Annotated in this window: 20 protein-coding genes; 18 read left to right on the top strand and 2 right to left on the bottom strand. The window is 45.3% G+C overall.

Annotation, left to right across the window (positions count from 1 at the left end; all coding sequences use genetic code 11):
- Nucleotides 1-43: 43 nt before the first annotated feature.
- Both BLS59_RS27020 and BLS59_RS27015 read left to right on the top strand, forming a co-directional pair.
- Nucleotides 44-1,831 (top strand): S41 family peptidase, encoded by a 1,788-nt coding sequence (locus BLS59_RS27020; RefSeq protein WP_091155527.1) that lies wholly within the window; start codon nt 44-46, stop codon nt 1,829-1,831.
- Nucleotides 1,832-1,845: 14 nt separating this feature from the next.
- The gene (locus BLS59_RS27015; RefSeq protein ID WP_091155525.1) at nt 1,846-2,190 is read left to right on the top strand and encodes a hypothetical protein; all 345 of its coding nucleotides are present in this window, start codon (nt 1,846-1,848) and stop codon (nt 2,188-2,190) included.
- A gap of 184 nt (nt 2,191-2,374) precedes the next feature.
- On the opposite strand, the gene BLS59_RS27010 is transcribed toward BLS59_RS27015, so the two are convergent.
- Nucleotides 2,375-2,710 carry a winged helix-turn-helix transcriptional regulator gene (locus BLS59_RS27010; RefSeq protein WP_091155522.1) on the bottom strand — a complete coding sequence of 112 codons (336 nt, stop codon included), beginning with the start codon at nt 2,708-2,710 and terminating at the stop codon, nt 2,375-2,377.
- A gap of 113 nt (nt 2,711-2,823) precedes the next feature.
- Between BLS59_RS27010 and BLS59_RS27005 the strand changes: the two genes are divergently transcribed.
- Nucleotides 2,824-3,690 carry an SDR family oxidoreductase gene (locus BLS59_RS27005; protein WP_091155517.1) on the top strand — a complete coding sequence of 289 codons (867 nt, stop codon included), beginning with the start codon at nt 2,824-2,826 and terminating at the stop codon, nt 3,688-3,690.
- Between the two features lie 389 nt (nt 3,691-4,079).
- Here BLS59_RS27005 and BLS59_RS27000 read toward each other — a convergent pair whose 3' ends face one another.
- Nucleotides 4,080-4,319, bottom strand: a complete 240-nt coding sequence (locus tag BLS59_RS27000; protein ID WP_091155512.1) for a hypothetical protein — start codon at nt 4,317-4,319, stop codon at nt 4,080-4,082.
- A gap of 887 nt (nt 4,320-5,206) precedes the next feature.
- On the opposite strand from BLS59_RS27000, the gene BLS59_RS26990 reads away from it, so the two are divergent.
- From BLS59_RS26990 to BLS59_RS26920, 15 genes are all read left to right on the top strand, one after another.
- Nucleotides 5,207-5,887, top strand: coding sequence for a hypothetical protein (locus BLS59_RS26990; RefSeq protein WP_091155506.1), 681 nt, complete (start codon nt 5,207-5,209; stop codon nt 5,885-5,887).
- A gap of 268 nt (nt 5,888-6,155) precedes the next feature.
- Nucleotides 6,156-6,638, top strand: a complete 483-nt coding sequence (locus BLS59_RS26985) for a hypothetical protein (RefSeq protein ID WP_091155503.1) — start codon at nt 6,156-6,158, stop codon at nt 6,636-6,638.
- A gap of 253 nt (nt 6,639-6,891) precedes the next feature.
- Complete coding sequence (locus tag BLS59_RS26980; RefSeq protein WP_091155500.1) at nt 6,892-7,221, top strand: DUF4134 domain-containing protein; 330 nt, start codon at nt 6,892-6,894, stop codon at nt 7,219-7,221.
- A 2-nt stretch (nt 7,222-7,223) separates the two neighbouring features.
- Nucleotides 7,224-7,655: a DUF1896 family protein gene (locus BLS59_RS26975; RefSeq protein ID WP_091155496.1), complete on the top strand. Its 432-nt coding sequence runs from the start codon at nt 7,224-7,226 to the stop codon at nt 7,653-7,655.
- Between the two features lie 561 nt (nt 7,656-8,216).
- Nucleotides 8,217-8,549 carry a DUF4133 domain-containing protein gene (locus BLS59_RS26970; RefSeq protein ID WP_091155767.1) on the top strand — a complete coding sequence of 111 codons (333 nt, stop codon included), beginning with the start codon at nt 8,217-8,219 and terminating at the stop codon, nt 8,547-8,549.
- Nucleotides 8,546-9,349, top strand: a complete 804-nt coding sequence (locus BLS59_RS26965; RefSeq protein WP_091155491.1) for a hypothetical protein — start codon at nt 8,546-8,548, stop codon at nt 9,347-9,349. The genes BLS59_RS26970 and BLS59_RS26965 overlap by 4 nt, the downstream gene beginning before the upstream one ends.
- A gap of 52 nt (nt 9,350-9,401) precedes the next feature.
- Nucleotides 9,402-11,846: a TraG family conjugative transposon ATPase gene (locus BLS59_RS26960; protein ID WP_091155487.1), complete on the top strand. Its 2,445-nt coding sequence runs from the start codon at nt 9,402-9,404 to the stop codon at nt 11,844-11,846.
- A gap of 19 nt (nt 11,847-11,865) precedes the next feature.
- Complete coding sequence (locus BLS59_RS26955) at nt 11,866-12,252, top strand: hypothetical protein (RefSeq protein ID WP_091155484.1); 387 nt, start codon at nt 11,866-11,868, stop codon at nt 12,250-12,252.
- A gap of 5 nt (nt 12,253-12,257) precedes the next feature.
- A complete protein-coding gene (locus tag BLS59_RS26950; RefSeq protein ID WP_091155763.1) occupies nt 12,258-12,932 on the top strand; it encodes a conjugal transfer protein TraI in 675 nt (224 codons plus the stop codon).
- Between the two features lie 44 nt (nt 12,933-12,976).
- Nucleotides 12,977-13,630, top strand: coding sequence for a hypothetical protein (locus BLS59_RS26945; protein ID WP_091155480.1), 654 nt, complete (start codon nt 12,977-12,979; stop codon nt 13,628-13,630).
- A gap of 31 nt (nt 13,631-13,661) precedes the next feature.
- The gene (locus BLS59_RS26940; protein WP_091155476.1) at nt 13,662-14,306 is read left to right on the top strand and encodes a hypothetical protein; all 645 of its coding nucleotides are present in this window, start codon (nt 13,662-13,664) and stop codon (nt 14,304-14,306) included.
- Between the two features lie 7 nt (nt 14,307-14,313).
- Nucleotides 14,314-15,453, top strand: a complete 1,140-nt coding sequence (gene traJ, locus BLS59_RS26935) for a conjugative transposon protein TraJ (protein ID WP_091155472.1) — start codon at nt 14,314-14,316, stop codon at nt 15,451-15,453.
- A gap of 87 nt (nt 15,454-15,540) precedes the next feature.
- Nucleotides 15,541-16,146, top strand: coding sequence for a conjugative transposon protein TraK (gene traK, locus BLS59_RS26930; protein WP_317039796.1), 606 nt, complete (start codon nt 15,541-15,543; stop codon nt 16,144-16,146).
- A gap of 17 nt (nt 16,147-16,163) precedes the next feature.
- Complete coding sequence (locus BLS59_RS26925) at nt 16,164-17,303, top strand: conjugative transposon protein TraM (RefSeq protein ID WP_091155465.1); 1,140 nt, start codon at nt 16,164-16,166, stop codon at nt 17,301-17,303.
- An 11-nt stretch (nt 17,304-17,314) separates the two neighbouring features.
- Nucleotides 17,315-18,220, top strand: coding sequence for a hypothetical protein (locus BLS59_RS26920; RefSeq protein WP_091155462.1), 906 nt, complete (start codon nt 17,315-17,317; stop codon nt 18,218-18,220).
- Nucleotides 18,221-18,233: the final 13 nt, after the last annotated feature.

The raw sequence follows: 18,233 nt of genomic DNA, 5'->3' as shown, positions 1-18,233 counted from the left end.
CAGCTATTTTTGTGGCATAGCCAATTCATCAGGCCCGCTGCAAATGAAAAGTACTCAAATTAAATCAATCCTATTTTTCCTTATATTAATTTTATATAGTGATTTGGCCAATGGCCAGTCTTTATCTTTCAGCGAGCAAATTGGCAACGCAAAAAAACTATATGACGCAAAGGAATATAAAAATGCCGCCGTTGCTTATTCAGCTGCCAACCGGTCTGTAACTGAACCCGACCCATCCGAAGTTTATAATGAGGCCTGCTCATGGGCTTTAGCTCTCGAACCGGATAGTGCTTTTAAAACTCTTAAGACTATAGTTGGTATAAGCTTCTTTAAATATACCTTATTAACTACCGACAAAGATCTGACCACACTTAGAAAAGATACCAGGTGGAATCCCCTGCTTGATAAAATCAAAAAGACAAGATTGACCAAAATTAGTAAGGATAAGCTATACAAGGACTTTGACTTACTGGTGTCAGCATTAAAGGAAGCCCACACCGGCCTGTATTGGTATAATTCCAAACCCGCCTTTGACAGTATATGTAATGCGCAGCGTATGTTAATTACCAACGGCATGACCGCTTTAGATTTTTATAATATTGTAGCTCCTGTAGTTGCTTTTACAAAAGAAGGACACACTTATACAAGGTTAGGTGATCAGGCATTGGCGTATATGGGTTTTAGTGCTAAATATTTCCCGATCCATCTTAAGTTTTTAAATAACCTGCCATTTATCATTAACGATTTGGGCAATATCAAGATTAAAGGCCTCGTGTTAACCAGCATTAATGGCGTTTCAATGGGCCATATAATGAAAAGATTTTTGAGCTTTGAACCTTCCGACGGATTTAATACAACAAGCAAATACCGGTGGATAGAGGAGAATGGAAAGTTTTCGAGTTATTATGCCTACAGTTTTCCAACCGCTGATCATTTTACAATCGAAGCAGTTGAACCAGCTACGGGGAAGAAGTTTACTTATTCAGATATACCTTCAGTTACTTATACTTCATTCTATAAAAGCTACCGCGAAACATTAAGCAACATTCCTAATAGTACATACACCTTACCCGCTATACTTAAGCTTGATACTGCAACTCATACAGGTGTCTTGACTTTTAATTCTTTTTCAAGTTATCTGTATGATGGCGCTAAAATGGAATTTCATCAGTTCGTAAAAGACTCTTTTACGCAAATTAAGAAGCACGGCATTCATCACTTAGTTATTGACATCAGGAACAATGGCGGGGGCGACGAAGGTTTCGAGGATTATCTGTTGTCATATTTGATCACAGGAGATTATATTAAATACAAATATGTTCAGGCGTCCGCCTTTAGCTACTCATTCTATGCCAATTCAGATTATAAAAATGACTGGTATAAACTTGAAAAAATGTTAAAACGAGAACACTACTTAGATAAAGATGGCAGAATTTTGAGAAAGCCGGGGATTGAAGAACATGAAAAACCGCAGACTGATCCTTTTTCAGGAGACCTGTATATATTAACCAGTGGCTTAACCTACTCGGGCGGCTCTGAATTTGCGGCTTTAGCTAAAAATTACACAAATGCTATTTTCATAGGTGAAGAAGCGGGGGGCGGCTATTACGGAAACACCAGCGGAAATCGCATCGTTTTAAAATTGCCTTATTCCAAACTGCAAATTGGAATACCGCTGCTCAAATTTGTATTAGATACGCCGAATGACTCTATTCCTTTTGGACATGGTGTTATACCTGACTATCAGGTGCAAGGTAATATCACAGAATATTTAAAGGGTGATGATGCACAGATGGACTTAGCAAAACACCTGATTAAAAAGACCAATTAACTTGAAAATATAATATGAAAGCGACGATTTTTCTTCTGGCTACACTAATTACCTGTTTTGGATTTGCTCAACAAAACATTCAAAAAACAACAGGGCTGACCTTCAATAACTTTTACTATTATGTTGCCTTTGATGCTAAAAAGCAAAAGGTTTTATTGGATTATTTAGATCATAAGATAGGCAAGGCTGATTCCATATCATCGTCTAAATCAGTATGGACACCTTACAAAGGGAGTAATGTAACTGCTACCAATCATAATATTACCATCATATATACCGCGTCTATTCCCGATACTTCGATAATCAACAAGCTAAGGTTATTGTCTAAAGGCATCAACGAAGTGGTAACTACACATTAGTAGATGCATTAAAACTTCGGATAATTTATAAGCTATCGGGCCTGAAGCCGATCGGTTTCGTCTTTTCGGTCGCTCTTTTTTATCTATTAGTTCATCAATGTAACGGAAAATGATTTCCATATCCAGCAGCTACTTCACAAACATGTTTATTAGGGGTTTTGGTTACGCCTTCAATCGGAAAGCTTTATTTCACCTTGGTAAGATTATCAATGCTTTTTCGTTGCCAAGCTGCTATATCAATTAACAAAGGGCAAAGGGTTTTTCCAAAATCAGTGAGCGCGTACTCTACCCGGGGAGGCAGCTCCTTGTATTGTTTCCTGCTGATCAAGCCATCAGCTTCAAGCTCTCTCAATTGGTTGGTTAATACCTTTTTTGAAATAGAAGGTACTCTTACCTGAATCTCGCCAAAACGTCTGGTGTTTTTTGAAAGTATATATAAAATTGGCAGCTTCCATCGCCCTCCGAACAGCGCTATCGTTGCTGTAACCGGACAGTCAGTATCATCTAATTCCTTTTCCATTAGTCACTTTTAGGTTACCGCTTTTTGTCTTATTATCCACAGCAAGGGTTACTTTTCAAAATCAATATATGTTTCTTTACAGAACAAAAGTAATTAATCTTAAAACACAAAATATGATTTTAGTAACCGGGGCAACAGGGAATTTAGGTAAAGCCACCATTGATTCATTATTAAACAAGGGTGTATCCCCAAACAGCATTACTGCATTAGTAAGAGATGAAACAAAGTCGACAGAACTAAGGTCAAAAGGACTTCAGATCAAAATTGGCGACTATCAGGATCTTGGGTCTTTAAAAAGTGCCTTCCAAGGCGTGGATAAATTGCTGCTTGTGTCTTCTTCATCAGATATAAGCAAGAGGTTTGAGCAACACAAAAATGCGATCAACGCAGCCAGGGAAGCGGGTGTTGGCCACATCATTTATACGAGTTTCGACATGAAGAATTTACATCAAAGTGTCATGGGTGAAGAGGTGCAATATCATGCATACACTGCTGATTATCTTAAGCAAATAGGTATTCCTTATACTTTAATGGATAATACCATGTATGCTGACATGATCCCCTTTCTTATAGGAAAGGATATATTAAATAATGGTATTTCCATTCCTGCCGGAGATGGCAGAACTCCCTTTTTGCCAATAAAAGAAATGGCTGAAGCGAATGCCGTTGTATTGACTACTCGTGGGCATGAAAACAAAGAATATACCATCGCTGCAGAAACCGCTTTCTCCTTCGCGGAGATTGCTGACCAGCTATCAGAGATTACCGGAAAAATAATAGCTTATCACCAACCAAAGGTAAGTTCATATATCGCACAGCTTATCCAGACCGGTGCTTCTGAAGATGATGCAGCGTACATTGCAAGGTTCTGTGGGGCGATCGCTAACGGAGAATTCGATACCAATAAAAGTGATGTGAAACAACTACTAGGCAGGAGTCCGGTCAGTTTAAAAGATTTTTTGAAAAACATATACAGTTAATTGGTAGAAGTAATTCCTACGTGGAAGTTTATATTGAAATTTTGGGTGTAAAAGGACTAATTACAGGTAAAGAACAAGGAGATTTAACTTAAAACCCTACTTAATAAAGGCATTGTCCGATGGCAAATGTCGATACTGACTTGCATCCTTGCTGCCAGCTATGAGGCGAAGCGCTTCGGCATGCGGAGATGAACACTCCTGTCATTTTTGGGAAGGCCGGATAACGAAGAAATTTACGAATCAACGATCAGGCATTTTGACTCCGATAAATTCAAGCCTTTAAATAACTTTTTAAAAAAGGGTACTAACACCGATGAAAAATATTAAACTTTTGGCGTGGCTAATTGATTTTGATTGATAGGAAGTTAGAATATAGTTAAGTTTTTTCCTCATTTGGAATTATTTTCCGATGCAATTGCCTGAAACCTACTGTAAACCAATTCCATCAATGGCCCAATCCTTTCTTTGAACCGTTGAAAATTTACATTATCCAAATTCTTCATAGTACCTCCATGTGGTGTATAAGTAAACATCAACCATTTAAAAAGTTCTTCTTCAGCCGGAGCCCAGGGCTCATCACCAAAAAATTCTCCGATTTGACTTTCAATAATACCTTGTCCTGTTTCCATATTTAAAAATTAATTTGCTCAGCACTTTAAAGTCGCATCAATAGGTCATCATAAGAACCTTAACGCTTCGTTTTACGATCCAGGTAACGGTTTATAATGCTGTAATGGAGGTAGGAGTGTCAATAAAAACGCCAAAATGCCAATAGTGATCAAAATATTGCCTATTAGCCAGCCTACATTTTCCAGTAGCACGGTCAGCCTCATCTTCTCGTAAGATTTGAAGCTTTCGACCCCTGCCGCATTTCGCCGGTAAAACTTTCTACGGTTTAACCAGTACTTTAAGACCCAACCTAACAAAATCAGAATGATAGAAAGGATTCTTAAAAACAGCCTGCCTGTCCAAATGGTAGCCATAAGTCATTGTATATATTTCCTTTTTAAATATTGGATCCCGAATTTAAAAAAGAACAGCCAGTCATTTCCCTGGCATTAAACGATTACTTTTATTTCCCTTCTGCGAATGCTAATTATGGAAAATAATGAACTTTCAGGTAGTTAGAAACCGCTTTCAGCACGAATTTTAGCCTTTCTATCCCGAAAATATCTAATCTGCTTAAATCAGAAGAATAAAATTCTAACGCCTAACCAAAAAATTCTTCAGATCTAATCGCATAAACTGGCCGGATTGTCATAAAATTTACCACTATTTAATGAATAGAAATACCCAAATTGATTATTTACCAGGCTTTTACTACCCATTAGTTTTGCTGTGTTTTCGGGTTTTATTTGGCTAAGCAAGTGATGCTCAGAATTACCCATTACTTGTTTCGAGCCATTTTTTATTACAGCGCCTTGCCGGATTGTGGGCTGATGCCGCTGTGTATTACAGTAATAAATAAAGCATTGAAGTTAAAGGGTTGGTAATCCCTGATTAATTAGAGAAGCGTATGAAAACACGATTAGAAGAACTAAACTATCCGTTTGGCTGGTTAGATGAAGTAACCGAAGTAACTTTGAATCCTTCAAAGGGTAAAGTAGCTGAATTACAGGTGGATGTATTAACGAGATTGCAGGAACAATTTGAAACTGAAGTGCGGCAGGTTTTAAGACATTTAAAAACACAAACATTTTTCCTGCTTTCAAGCGACAAGAAAAAACTGGTGGTGCAACAATACACCACGGCAATTTCGCTTTTAAAACAGCAATCGCAGTATAATCTTGACAACTACCCTGAAAATCCGGTTTTAAGAGATGCGGGTACGGCGATTATTAATTACCTGGATGAATTATCAAAGGCTATTGAAAAAAGGTATTTCTGTTACCTTCCAGGCCCATTACCGCCTGCAACCAACCCTGCTATACCAACTCCGGGTTCTTTTAAAATCCTGCTTGATCTGAGCGTTGATCAGATCGGAATCATTCTAAAAGCTGCCGATGACACCAAAATGATCATATCCCGCTCGATCAGGCAGGTTTTTAAAACCATTGTACCTTTCTTGTCTACACCCAACAAATCTGATTTGTCCTGGGAAAGCGTAAGAAGCAATTCTTATTATCCCGAGGAGAAAGATAAGGATGTAGCTATTGCAGCTCTCGAAAAACTTATCCGGCAGATCAGAGGATATTAGCAGATTGATATTTAACATTTTTAACATTTAGCCCCTGGAAACAGGGGCTTTTTTTGCGATTAATTTTTACGGGAACTTAACCAACTATATTAAAGTTTATTTTTTTCTTACTGATTATCAATGGGGTACAAGGATACAAAAAGGATACAACTGCAAGTTGTACTTGTACAGGGATGCGGGGGATAGTTCCTTTGTATCGTTAAACACGCTCAGAAAAGTAGCGATAACGAATGAAGAAAAGATTTATAACAATTAAAAATTAAAGATCATGCTAAGTCACCTTTCATGGGCCGGTTATATCGAGGCCGTCATTGTTGCACTCATTATTTATTATGCATTTGTAGCCGCGCGCTTTTATGGTTCGGACATCAAAGAATTATTCGCACGTAAGGGAGACCAAAACCCAACCATTCACACCCTGCCGGAGCAACTGGTCTACCAGGCTGAATCGCAGGCAGTACTTAAGCCGGAAATCCCCGACAATTTTATAGTGGATGAATATATAGATAGCGACTTAGAGGATGCTGATGAACTGATCGGTAAGCTGAAAAGAAGCATTCATGGGGCATCAGAAAAAGCATACGCTCCCGGTAATTTGGTGAACCAGCTTAAAAATATTTTCAAAGCATACGCCAGTTTAAAAAAATCCCCGCATCGGCCAGCTATCAATGAGCTGGTGGTATCTGAATGCGAAAGAACCGGAACAGCAGAACTAAGTGAAGATGAAGTAGATGAGTGGTGGAGTGATTAGTGTTGTGTGTTTCCAGTTCCGTCCCGGCGACCTTATTGTTTGTGGCCGCCGGGCAACGGAACAAAGTAAATCCCAAACCAAACTTTGAAATAAGGCCGCGCCGATAACCCCTGTGCTGTAGAGCAAAGATGTAGGTGGAGAAGGGTAATCCTAGCCAGCCGACTTTCCTAACCGTCCGCCCCGAAAAAAAATCGGGTTGCGGGCGGTATGGGAAAGCTTTTGCCTGAATTTTTAAAAAAAAAGATAAGTGAAGATGAAAAAGTGGAGTAAAAAATTGAAGGGTAGAACCTTGAAAACAGGTGTATTAACCGCGTTTGGTTTAATCATCAGCCTGATAGCCAAAAGTCAGGATGGCAATGCGGGCATCAACGAGGCGAACACTCAGGTTCGCAGTTATTTTGAATCAGGCACCAACCTTATGTATGCAATAGGTGCGATTCTCGGCCTGATCGGGGCAGTTAAAGTTTATTCAAAATGGAATGCGGGCGACCAGGATACCAGTAAAGTTGCTGCCGCGTGGTTCGGCTCCTGCATCTTTCTGGTGGTGGTGGCAACCATCATTAAATCATTTTTTGGAATGTAATCATGAAGGAATTACTCATTAATAAATTATACAGCTACCTGTTGGACAACCATTTGGATCTGCTGATCGCTTTGCAGGAAGATCACCGTTTGACGCATTACCTCGAAACCAAGGTAGGATCAGTCAAGGAACTTTACGAAGGTCTACAAGCCGAAAGCCGTCCGGCGTATGTAATTGAAGCTCTGTGCCTGGAAGAACTCACCCGGGATCTTCGTCCATCCCGTTTCGAGTATATGCGGTCATTGCTTGAACAGGAATTTGAGTCGGAATATCAGCACATGGCAGACAGCGGCATCCTTACTTATGAAGTAATCAGCCTTATAGGGGCTTGTGAGCCCGTATTTGAAGTATTCAGCTTTTCTGAAGATAACGAAGATGATAAAGAGCTGAAATATGCCCTGATCGGTATGATCGCCGAATACCTGGAAAGATAACAAAAGAGCAAGAGTGAAAAGAAAAGTGCGGAATCATGGCTCACAATCTGTTTCAGAAATTAAGGGATAATATACCGGCAATTAAAATTGCCCTGGAATATCAGGAAGAATCTACTTAGCGATGCGGATGCCGCCATTCTGCAAACATATTCCGGCTTTGGCGATAAGGTATAGGGCTTGCTGGAGAAACACCAAAAGAATTTGGCCGGACTGAATGAGAGCATTCCCTAACTTGAAAACCTGCTGAATAAGCCATTTGAAAAAGACCGCGCAATACAGCAATTGAAAATTGAACTCAGGAGTCTGGTAGGCAGATCGCCGTAACGATAAAGGAGAAGCAACTAAGGCAGACGGACTGTCGGTCGCCCATGCCAATGAAGCTGCGCCTGAGGTGTCGGCATCATCTTAAGAGGCGACAATTAGTGCCCTGAAAACAGGATGAACCAAAAGCGGGCAAACCGCAACTGGCCAGGGCCAACGGCGCGTCGGTCAGATCGGTTGAAACCATGCCCGCTAAACGCATCGGTCATAAACAAGGGTCAAGAATATAACCATAACAACATGAGCAACAGTATTTATCATATTAACAAAGGCATTAACAAAAGCATCGAGTTCCAGGGATTGCGGGCGCAATATATTTGGTACTTCGGTGGCATGGTGATCATCCTGATGGTCGTGTTCGCCATCCTGTATATCGCCGGTGCCGGAACGGTCATCTGCATGGCCGTGATCGGTTCGTCCGGAACCTACATGAGCATCAAAATATTTGTGATGAGCAAAAAGCACGGTGAACACGGCTTGATGAAAGCAATGGCCAAAAAGCAGGTGCCAAAAGTGCTGAAATCCTACAGCCGGAGATTATTTCAAACAAAAGATAAGGAGGAAAAGAAATGAACAAGCTAAGGCAGGTGCCGATTTTCACCATCGAGGGCACCAGCTTCCTGGTAGATGTACACAAACAGGTTTTACGGCAGACCAACGATCAGGATAACGAAATATCATTTATCAATAACATGCAAGATCACGGGACATTTTACCGCTTATTATACGACCCGGATGAGAAATGTTCTGCAGAGGACCTGATCGATCAAAGCAGGGTCAAAGTAATTGATATTCCGCCGCTGACCGAACTCGATCCGGAAGGTATGTCCGTCAGATATGGCATTCCCGAAAACCGGTTGAAGGGCAAAACCGACTTCGAGGTGATCGTTGACCAGGATTGGCTAAAGGAACGCCAAAACGGTGTGCTGCCGCGTATTAATATCGCCGGTGAAGAATTTACCATCGACCTGCGGCTGCAGGAACTGCGCCATACCAAGTATTTCTTTCCGGTGATCAGCCTGAAAAGTTTTGAACTCACAACTGACGGGGAATACTACCAGGCTTTTTACCACCCGGCCATGAAACAGGTGGTCAGCATCGATCCTAAGCTGACGGAATTTCCGGAAAGCATAATACAGATCAGGCTGCCCAATGAACTCGGGCTTGACCCGGTGGCTACCGCCCGCCGCTATGGTGTTGATGAGAACGACCTGTTGCGCCGTTACCCGCCCAAAAAAGACCTCCAGGCGGCGGTCATCCCACTGGCGGATACAGGCCTGCCCGCTTTGATCCGGCAGAACAGGGAACAACTGCAAAAAGAACATGCGGAAATCGCCCGGCGCATCAGGCCCCCGCACTGGCCGCATTTCTAAAGCGGCATCAGGGGCGAATTACCAAACAATAACGTGAAAAAGATCAGTGCAGATGGAAAGAGAGTTGAAGGATATTTTACCCGTTATGGGTGTGGAGCATGACTGCATCCTGTCGAAACAGGGCGATGTGACCATCGTGTTTAAGGCCGAATTGCCGGAGGTGTTTACGCTCTCGGACGAGGATTATGAGAATTTACACCAAGCCTGGGTCAAGGCGATCAGGTTGCTGCCCAAAGACAGCGTGCTGCATAAACAGGACTGGTTTACCCGCCAGCTTTACGGTGCCGGGCAAAAGAAAACAGAAGGCAGTTTTTTGAGCGAAAGCAGTGAGCGTTATTTTTCCGGCAGGCCTTATATGCAGCATGACTGCTATATCATGCTGACCAAAAAGGGCAGCGGGCGGAAATTGAGCAGCTCCATGTTTTCCAACCTGCTTCGCCCTACCCTGGTGCCCGAGGAAACCTTGAAGCCGCAGGCGCTACGTGAATTTGTGGACATGGCCAGCCAGTTCAAAAGATTATTGGAAGACAGCCGCCTGATTCGGTTAACCCGGCAAACTGCGGGTGCGCTGCAAAGCCAGGCGCGTAAAACCGGGCTGATCGAGCGGTACTGCTACCTGTCTGAACGGGAAGACCATTTTTTATATAAGGATATCGCCTTACAGGACGGCATTCAGATCGGCGATCAGCAGGCGGCGCTTTATACGCTGGGCGATGCGGAAAACCTGCCGGGCATGTGCGGTTCGCGGATCACTTATGATGCTTATTCTACGGACAAAACTAAGTTCCCGGTCAGTTTCGCCGCCTCGCTCGGCCTGCTCTTGCCCTGCAACCATGTTTATAACCAGTTCATCCTGGTGGGCGATGCGCAGGCCACGCTCAAGCAACTGGAAAAAAAGCGGCTGCGCCTGCAATCCCTGTCGGTGTATTCTCGGGAAAACGCCATTTCGCTGGATGCGACGAACGCCTTTTTAAACGAGGCCATCAGCCAGCAACGGCTGCCTGTCAAAGCGCATTTCAATGTGATGATCTGGTCTGATAATCCTGAAGAACTGAAGGACATGAAAAATCAGGTCGCCTCGGCGCTGGCGGGTATGGATGCCGCCGCCAAACCCGAAACAACGGGAGCCGCCCAAATATGGTGGGCGGGGATCCCCGGAAACGCGGCGGACTTCCCGGTCAACGACACCTTCGATACGTTCGCGGAACAGGCCTGCTGCTTCCTGAACCTGGAAAGCAATTATAAAAGCGCGCAACCCGACGAGGGTATCCGCTTTTGCGACCGCTCAGGGAGGCCGGTCTATGTTGACCTTTTCGATGCGCCGCGCAGGGAGGGCATCGCATCCAATATGGGGATGCTGGTTTGCGGCACATCGGGAGGCGGCAAGTCCATGACCGTTAACCATATCCTGCGTTCCCTGTTCGACCAGGGCGCGCACTGCGTAACGGTAGATATTGGCGGCAGCTATCTCGGCCTGTGCGAACTGGTAGGCGGGTATTATTTCACTTATACCGAAGATAACCCGATCCGCTTCAACCCTTTTTATATCAAGGCGGGCGAAATCCTGGACACGGAAAAAAAGGAGAGTTTAAAGGCGCTTTTAACTGCCTTGTGGAAACAGGAGAACGAAGGTTTTAACCGCTCCGAATACGTGGCTCTTTCCAATGCTATACAAGGGTATTACCTGCACCTGGCGAAAGACAAAAGCCTGTTCCCCTGCTTCAATACCTTTTACGAATACCTTGAAACGTATTATGTGGAAGTGCTGAAAGGCCAGCGGGTAAAAGACAGCGACTTTAACGTAAATAATTTTCTGTACGTACTGCGGCCTTACTACGAGGGCGGGGAATTTGATTACCTGCTCAATGGCAGCGAAAACCTGGACTTGTTAGATCAGCCCTTTATTGTTATAGAATTAGATAACATTAAGGATCATCCCATCCTGTTCCCCGTGGTGACTCTCATCATTATGGAGCTGTTCATCAGCAAAATGCGCAAGCTGAAAGGCGTGAGAAAGGTACTGACGATTGACGAGGCCTGGAAAGCGATTGCCAAATCCGGCATGGCCGAATTTCTGAAATACGCTTTTAAAACGATCCGGAAGTTTAACGGCATTCCTATCGTCATTACACAGGAACTCGATGACCTGATCAGCTCACCGATCATCAAGGACGCCATTATCAATAATGCCGACATCAAGGTACTGATGGACATGCGGAAATTCCAGGGCAAGATCGAAAAACTTCAGGACGTATTAGGCATGAGTGAAAAAGGCAAAACGATCCTGCTCTCGGTCAATAAAGATAACCGGGAGATCTATATCGACATCGGCGGCCAGGTGATGAAAGTATATAAGAACGAACTGTGCCCGCAGGAATATTATGCCTATACGACTGAAGGAACCGAACGGGTGCAGGTGCGTGGATTTGCGGATAAATATGGCAGCATGGAAAAAGGCATTGAAATGCTGGTGAAGGAAAGACAAAAGATTAAATAACTATAAAGAGGAGGAAAAGATGAAAAGGAAAAGTTTATACAGCCGTCTGCGGGCGGCGCTTGGTGCGGTTTTACAATACTGGGGTGACCATGCGGACAGCCTGGCGGCGATGAAGAAACTTTATGTGCGTGAGTACGCTGACGAAAAAGGCGGCCCTTGCAAGGTGATTTTAGGCATTAGTTCGTATGGCAGCCTGTTCCGGATCACGCAGGTCTTTTACAATGGCGGCGTCTACAGCCGTGAGGAAAACTGGCTGGCGAGCTATGGCTGGCATTTTAACGGTCATCTCACCGCGCTGGGCCGTGGCACCTGCTACCTGATGTTTAATCCTTTGCACCGGTCAGTTTGCCTGGAAATATATAACGATGCGGATGAACGTATCCTGGAACACTACACCCAAATCTAATGGCTATGAAAAAGATCATGATGATATCCGTAAGCCTTTGTGCTTTACTCGTCCTACAGCAAAAAGCCCAGGCGCAGATACCCATTGTAGGGCTGTTCACTTCGGCCATAAAAAAAGTCATTACGGCGCTCGACCTGAAAGTGCAGCAACTGCAAAACCAGACCATCGCCCTGCAAAATGCGGAACAGGCTTTGGAAAACAACCTGCACCTCAACAGCCTGAACGATATATCGGGCTGGCTGAACAAGGAAAGGAATCTGTACCAGCAATACTACCAGGAGCTGGCGCAGGTCAAAGCCATTATCTCCGATTATGATGAAGTAAAAAATATCATCAGCCAGCAAAAACAGTTGCTCGGCGAATATCAGAACGCCAGCGCGCTCTTTCACCGGGATCAGCATTTTTCAGCAGAGGAGATCAGCTACATGGGCAATATCTATGACGGCATTCTGCAGGAAAGCCTGCGCAACCTGAATGAAGTGCTGCTGGCGGTTAATTCCTTCAGCACACAAATGGATGATGCGGAAAGAATGCTGCGGATACATAAAGCGTCCGCAGGTATGCAGACCAACCTCGATCACCTGCGGCAGTTTAACCAGCAAAACGTCACGGTAAGCCTTGCCCGCGCGAAAGACGAGCAGGACAGGCTGTCAGTGAAACAGCTGTACGGACTTAATTAAGGTAAAAGCTGAAAAGGCAAAAGGCATTTCTAAACTTAAAAATAATGAAACATATAAAAATAATCGCGTTATCCTTTCTTTTCACCGGCCTCGCTTTGACGCAGGTGAAAGCGCAATTTTTAGCCGGTTTCTTCAGTCAGCAATCCAACAAGGAAAAGATCATGGCAGAACAGATCGCAGACCTGCAAATCTACGAGCAGGCATTAACAAAAGGTTATGGCATTGCGCAAAAAGGGCTGAATACGGCGCAGGACCTGAAAAACGGTATGTTCGGTTTACATAGCGCCTATTTCAATTCATTGGAGCAGGTCAACCCCGTGGTGTCAAACGACCCCAACGGTAAAGCCATTCTTGATTTGCAACAGCAGCTCATCAGCCGCTTTACCGCAGAGATCAGCTGGCAGCAACAGCAAAAATTATTGCAGACGAACGAACTGGCCTACCTGCAAAGTGTGTATGATAACCTTTTAAAAGAAGATAAAAAGGATGTAGATGAGCTAACCCTGGTACTGACGCCCGGTAAAATGCAGCTGACCGACCAGCAAAGACTGGACAGGCTGGATCGCCTATATGCCAGCGTGAAAGATAAATATGCCTTTGCCGGGGATTTTACAGGTAAATGCAGGAAGCTCGCCTTGGGCAGGCAGCAGGCCATACAGGAAAAGGAACAGCTAAAAAAATTATACGGCGTACAATAAGCTAAAAGCAGAAAGGATAAAGGTGAAAGGGATGAAAAGATTAGTAAAAGGCATGGTTATCATACTCGCGCTGACCATGCTGGTGCCGGTGCGCAGCCGGGCACAGTCCATCGCGGATTGTATTCAGCAACTGACGCTGGATTATCAGAAACTGGCGGGACTGAAAAGCATTTTACAGCAGATGTACCAGGGCTATGAGGTGTTGAGCAAGGGTTACAATTCGGTAAAGGACGTATCACAGGGCAATTTCAGTCTGCATGAGGCCTTTCTCGACGGGCTGATGGTCGTTAGTCCGACCGTGCGGAAATATCCGAGAGCCACCGACATTATCAGCGATCAGGCTTCGCTCATCAGCGAATATAAGTCGGCTTCTTTTGCCTTCCGGCAGGATAAGCATTTTAACCCGGACGAGGTCGGCTATATGATGGATGTATATAATCATCTGATCAGCGCCAGTCTTAAAAATCTTGATGACCTGGCAATGGTGATGACCGATAACCAGATGCGGATGAGCGATGCCGAACGGCTTGCCGCGATTGACCGCATCTATACCGACAGCCACAGCCAGTTAAGTTTTTTAAGGCGCTTTAACGACCAGGCGTACCGGACGGCATTGCAAAGGTCAAAAGAAACCAACGACCGGCAAACACTCAAAAATTTATACGGCATCAACTGATTTAATGATGAAAAAGAGCATTTCAAAGGCTGCGGTACTCGCAGCATTAGCCACGCTTTTGCCCTTGCTGTCCCATGCGCAGGATACCGGCATCGCGGATGATCTGCATAGTTTGCAGGGTATATTGGAAAACCTGTACAACCAGATGATGCCGCTTTGCAGCGGGATGATCGGCGTGGCCAGGGGTATCGCCGGGTTTGCGGCATTGTGGTACATCAGTGCCAGGATATGGAAACATATCGCGGCGGCGGAGCCGGTCGATATTTATCCGTTGCTGCGCCCTTTTGCTATCGGGTTTTGTATTGCGTTCTTCCCGCTGGTGCTGGGCCTGATTAACGGCCTGTTACAGCCGGTGGTTACCGCTACGCAGGGCATGGTCACTAATTCTAACCAGGCCATTGCGCGAATGCTGGCCGACAAACCACAAAGCACAACTGAAGGGCAGGAACCATCGTCCACCAATTCCGACCCCGACAAGTGGTACCAGTACAGTCACCCGGATAATTCGGGAGCCAACGCGACGAACACCAATCCTATATCCGATGCCTTTTCGGGCTGGAGCATTAAGAATTGGGCGCGCAAGTTCATCGCTGAAGTGCTGAACGTATTGTTCCAGGCGGCGGCGCTCTGCCTCGATACCATACGCACGTTTAAGCTGATCGTGCTGGCTATTCTCGGCCCGCTCTGCTTTGGCCTCAGCATTTTCGACGGCTTTCAGCATACCCTGAAGCAATGGGTGGCCCGCTATGTCAACGTTTTTATGTGGCTGCCTATCGCCAATATTTTCGGGGCGATCATCGCCAAGATACAGGAGAATATGATCGCGGCGGCGCAAAGCGGTAACCTGCCGGGAAACGAGTTCGGAAACAGTAACACGGCTTACCTGATCTTTCTTCTGATCGGTATCGTCGGGTATTTCACCGTGCCGAGCATCGCCAACTATATCATGAATGTGGGCGGCCATGCGCTGTTCGCCAAGACGAGCGCCCTCGGTTCTATGGCCATGTCCTATGCCAGCGGCGCAATCATGCAGAGCTTTTCTAAAAGTAACACGCAAAGCCAGCCCCCGCAACAAAATAACACGGGTAACAATGGCGGTAACACAGCTAACCAAAGTAAACTGTCCGGTTCACCCCCTAAGTCTTGACGTGCATTAGGTCATTGAATTAATCAACAATTTATAAAAGTATTCCGCAAAAGTGGAAGGGATCAGGAGGGAATTATGTTTAAAAAAATGCGAAATATAGAAACCGCTTTTCAGCATTTGCGCGGTTTGGTCATCGTGCTGACGGTGGGTTATTTTATAGCGATATGCTATATCGAATATCAGAACAAGGCTTTGATCGCCACGATCCAAAGCAGGCTTTATGTGCTTTACAACGGCAAAGTGCTGGAAGCCTATGCCGCCGACCGTAAGGATAACGTAGCGGTGGAGGCCAGGGATCATGTCAAGACCTTTCACCAGCTATTTTTTACGCTGGCACCGGATGATAAAGTCATACAGGCCAATGTAACTAAAGCGCTTTATCTCGCGGATGGCTCGGCAAAACGAGAATACGATAACCTCTCAGAAAACGGCTATTACGCCAATATCATCTCCGGGAACATCAGCCAGCAGATTGGGGTGGACAGCGTATCGGTAGACCTGCGGAGCTATCCCTATCATTTTCGTTGCTACGCTACTCAAAGCATTATCCGGACGACCAGTACCGTTACCCGAAGCCTGGTGACGGAGGGCGACCTGCGGAATGTGTCCCGCAGCGACAATAACCCGCATGGCTTCCTCATAGAACGCTGGAATACGCTTGAAAATAAGGATTTAAAAACGGTCAATCACTAAAATAAAAAATCAAAATTATGGAAAAGAAAACATTATCCTCAAAGATGCTTCGCCAGCGAAAAGTATTGCTGGCGCTGCCCTTACTCGTATTGCCCTTTTTAACGATGTTCTTTTGGGCATTGGGCGGCGGTAAGGTTAACCCGGCTGAGGCCAAGGCCGACACCGCAAAAGGTTTAAACATGAACCTGCCGGATGCCGTGCTGAAAGGCGGCAAGGACTTAAACAAGCTCAGTTATTATGATAAAGCGGCTGCGGATTCGGTGAAGCTAAAGGAACAAATGAAAAGTGATCCTTATTACCACCATGCTGCTGATTCCGCTGCCGGTCTTCAGCTTTCTGCTAATGCACAACCTGCATGGCGGAATAGCGCCGCTATTCAACCGTCCAAATTGACAGGCGGTAATACGCAGGGCGCCAATGAAGCGCAGGTCTATCAGAAACTGGCGCAATTGCAAACGGCTATTAACAAACCTGTGCAACCAGTCAAAACCAGTACTGCCGCTTCTGTCAACACTAACGATGCGGTCAGCAAATCGCAACAGATAACCCAGGAAAAGGCGGAAGATCCTGAACTCAAGCAAATGAATGGCCTGCTTGAAAAGATCATGGACATTCAGCATCCTGACCGGGTAACGGAAAAAACCGACCCGCAGGCTAAGGAACTGGAAAACAAACGCTTTAAGGCTATACCTGCCGTGATCGACGGCAAACAAAAGATCACGCAGGGCACGGTCGTACGCCTGAAGCTCCTCGATACGGTAACGATCAATGGCCAACTGATCCCTAAAGGACAATTGATCTATGGCAGTGGTGAATTGTATAACCAGCGGCTGACCATGAATATCAAGATCATCCGTATGGGTACGATGATCCTGCCGGTAGACCTGACCGTGTTTGACATGACGGACGGCCTGGAAGGAATTTGCGTGCCGGAAGCCGTTACCGGCGATGCGGTTAAAGACGGCGCGGCCGGTGGTGTACAAGGAATGGAGTTTATGAGCTTTGACCCGTCGATGAGTGCGCAGCTCGCCGGGGCCGGGGTAAACGCGGCCAAAGGGCTTTTTACCAAAAAGGTCAAGCGCATTAAAGCCAAGCTTAAAGACGGGCATCCCCTTTTGCTGCGCGATAATAAGAAACTAAGAGAGGTCAGGTTATAAGGGTTCATCAGATGGAAATTCAGGAAACAAGCCAGCGGGATATCGCCCGTTTTTTGCAAAACGCCGGAGCATCGGGCTGGAATTGGACGGCTTTCAGCACAAGGCCTAACGAAGATCAGCGACCGCCGGATTTCGAGGGGTTTATATCTGCTGACAAAGCGCAGGCTTATTGCAATGATAATGGCGTGTCCCGATCCTATCCTTACGAGGACGACCCTTATGATGTCAGGGAAGAATACCTGGACTACCGCTTTATGCCGGTCGAGGCTTTACAAAAGGCTTATCATGCCGACAAAGGGATTACGACAATTAATTTTCCGCTTGGTTCATTAAAGGAGGCAATGAGCAGCCAGTCAGTTCAGTTTTTACCCGGACAGACCACAGAGCAGGCTTTGCCGCTTCTGCAAGCTGAAACTATTTTTCCTGTACAATGGAATAAACTGATCGACCCGGCACAGGAAGTTGACCGGTTCCATGTGATCGGTCACCGGCACGCCGGGCACCAGGTTTATGAGATCGGCCACAGTACCCGTGTCGTGGGTTCCTTTTCTTCCTTAGCGGAAGCTGAAAAATGCTTTAAGGAACAGGTCAGGCAATACACGGATAATACCGATAAAAACGATTACCTGCTGATCGGCCAGTATAAGGGCCGTGAGGTGGTACAGGATATGGAGGGCTGGCCGGAAAGTTACAGCGGCCTAACGCTTAAAACAGCCAATTACCAATATGATAACGACCTGCAGGCCAAAATCTGGAACGTGCAGGAGATTAGTACGCTGGATGAACCGAAAGGCATCCGGCATTTTCTGTATGCGCGTTTCGACCCGGAGAGCGAAAAATTAACGCTCTATAATGACCGGCTACAGGAAACAAGGCCCGAAGACCTGAAAAGTATCAACCTATCCCGATCAATTTAATTACGAAAGATTA

Source organism: Mucilaginibacter pineti, from assembly GCF_900101875.1.
GTDB lineage: Bacteria > Bacteroidota > Bacteroidia > Sphingobacteriales > Sphingobacteriaceae > Mucilaginibacter > Mucilaginibacter pineti.
Note: the sequence above shows the minus strand (reverse complement) of the source record. Positions and strands in the feature narration are given on the sequence as shown.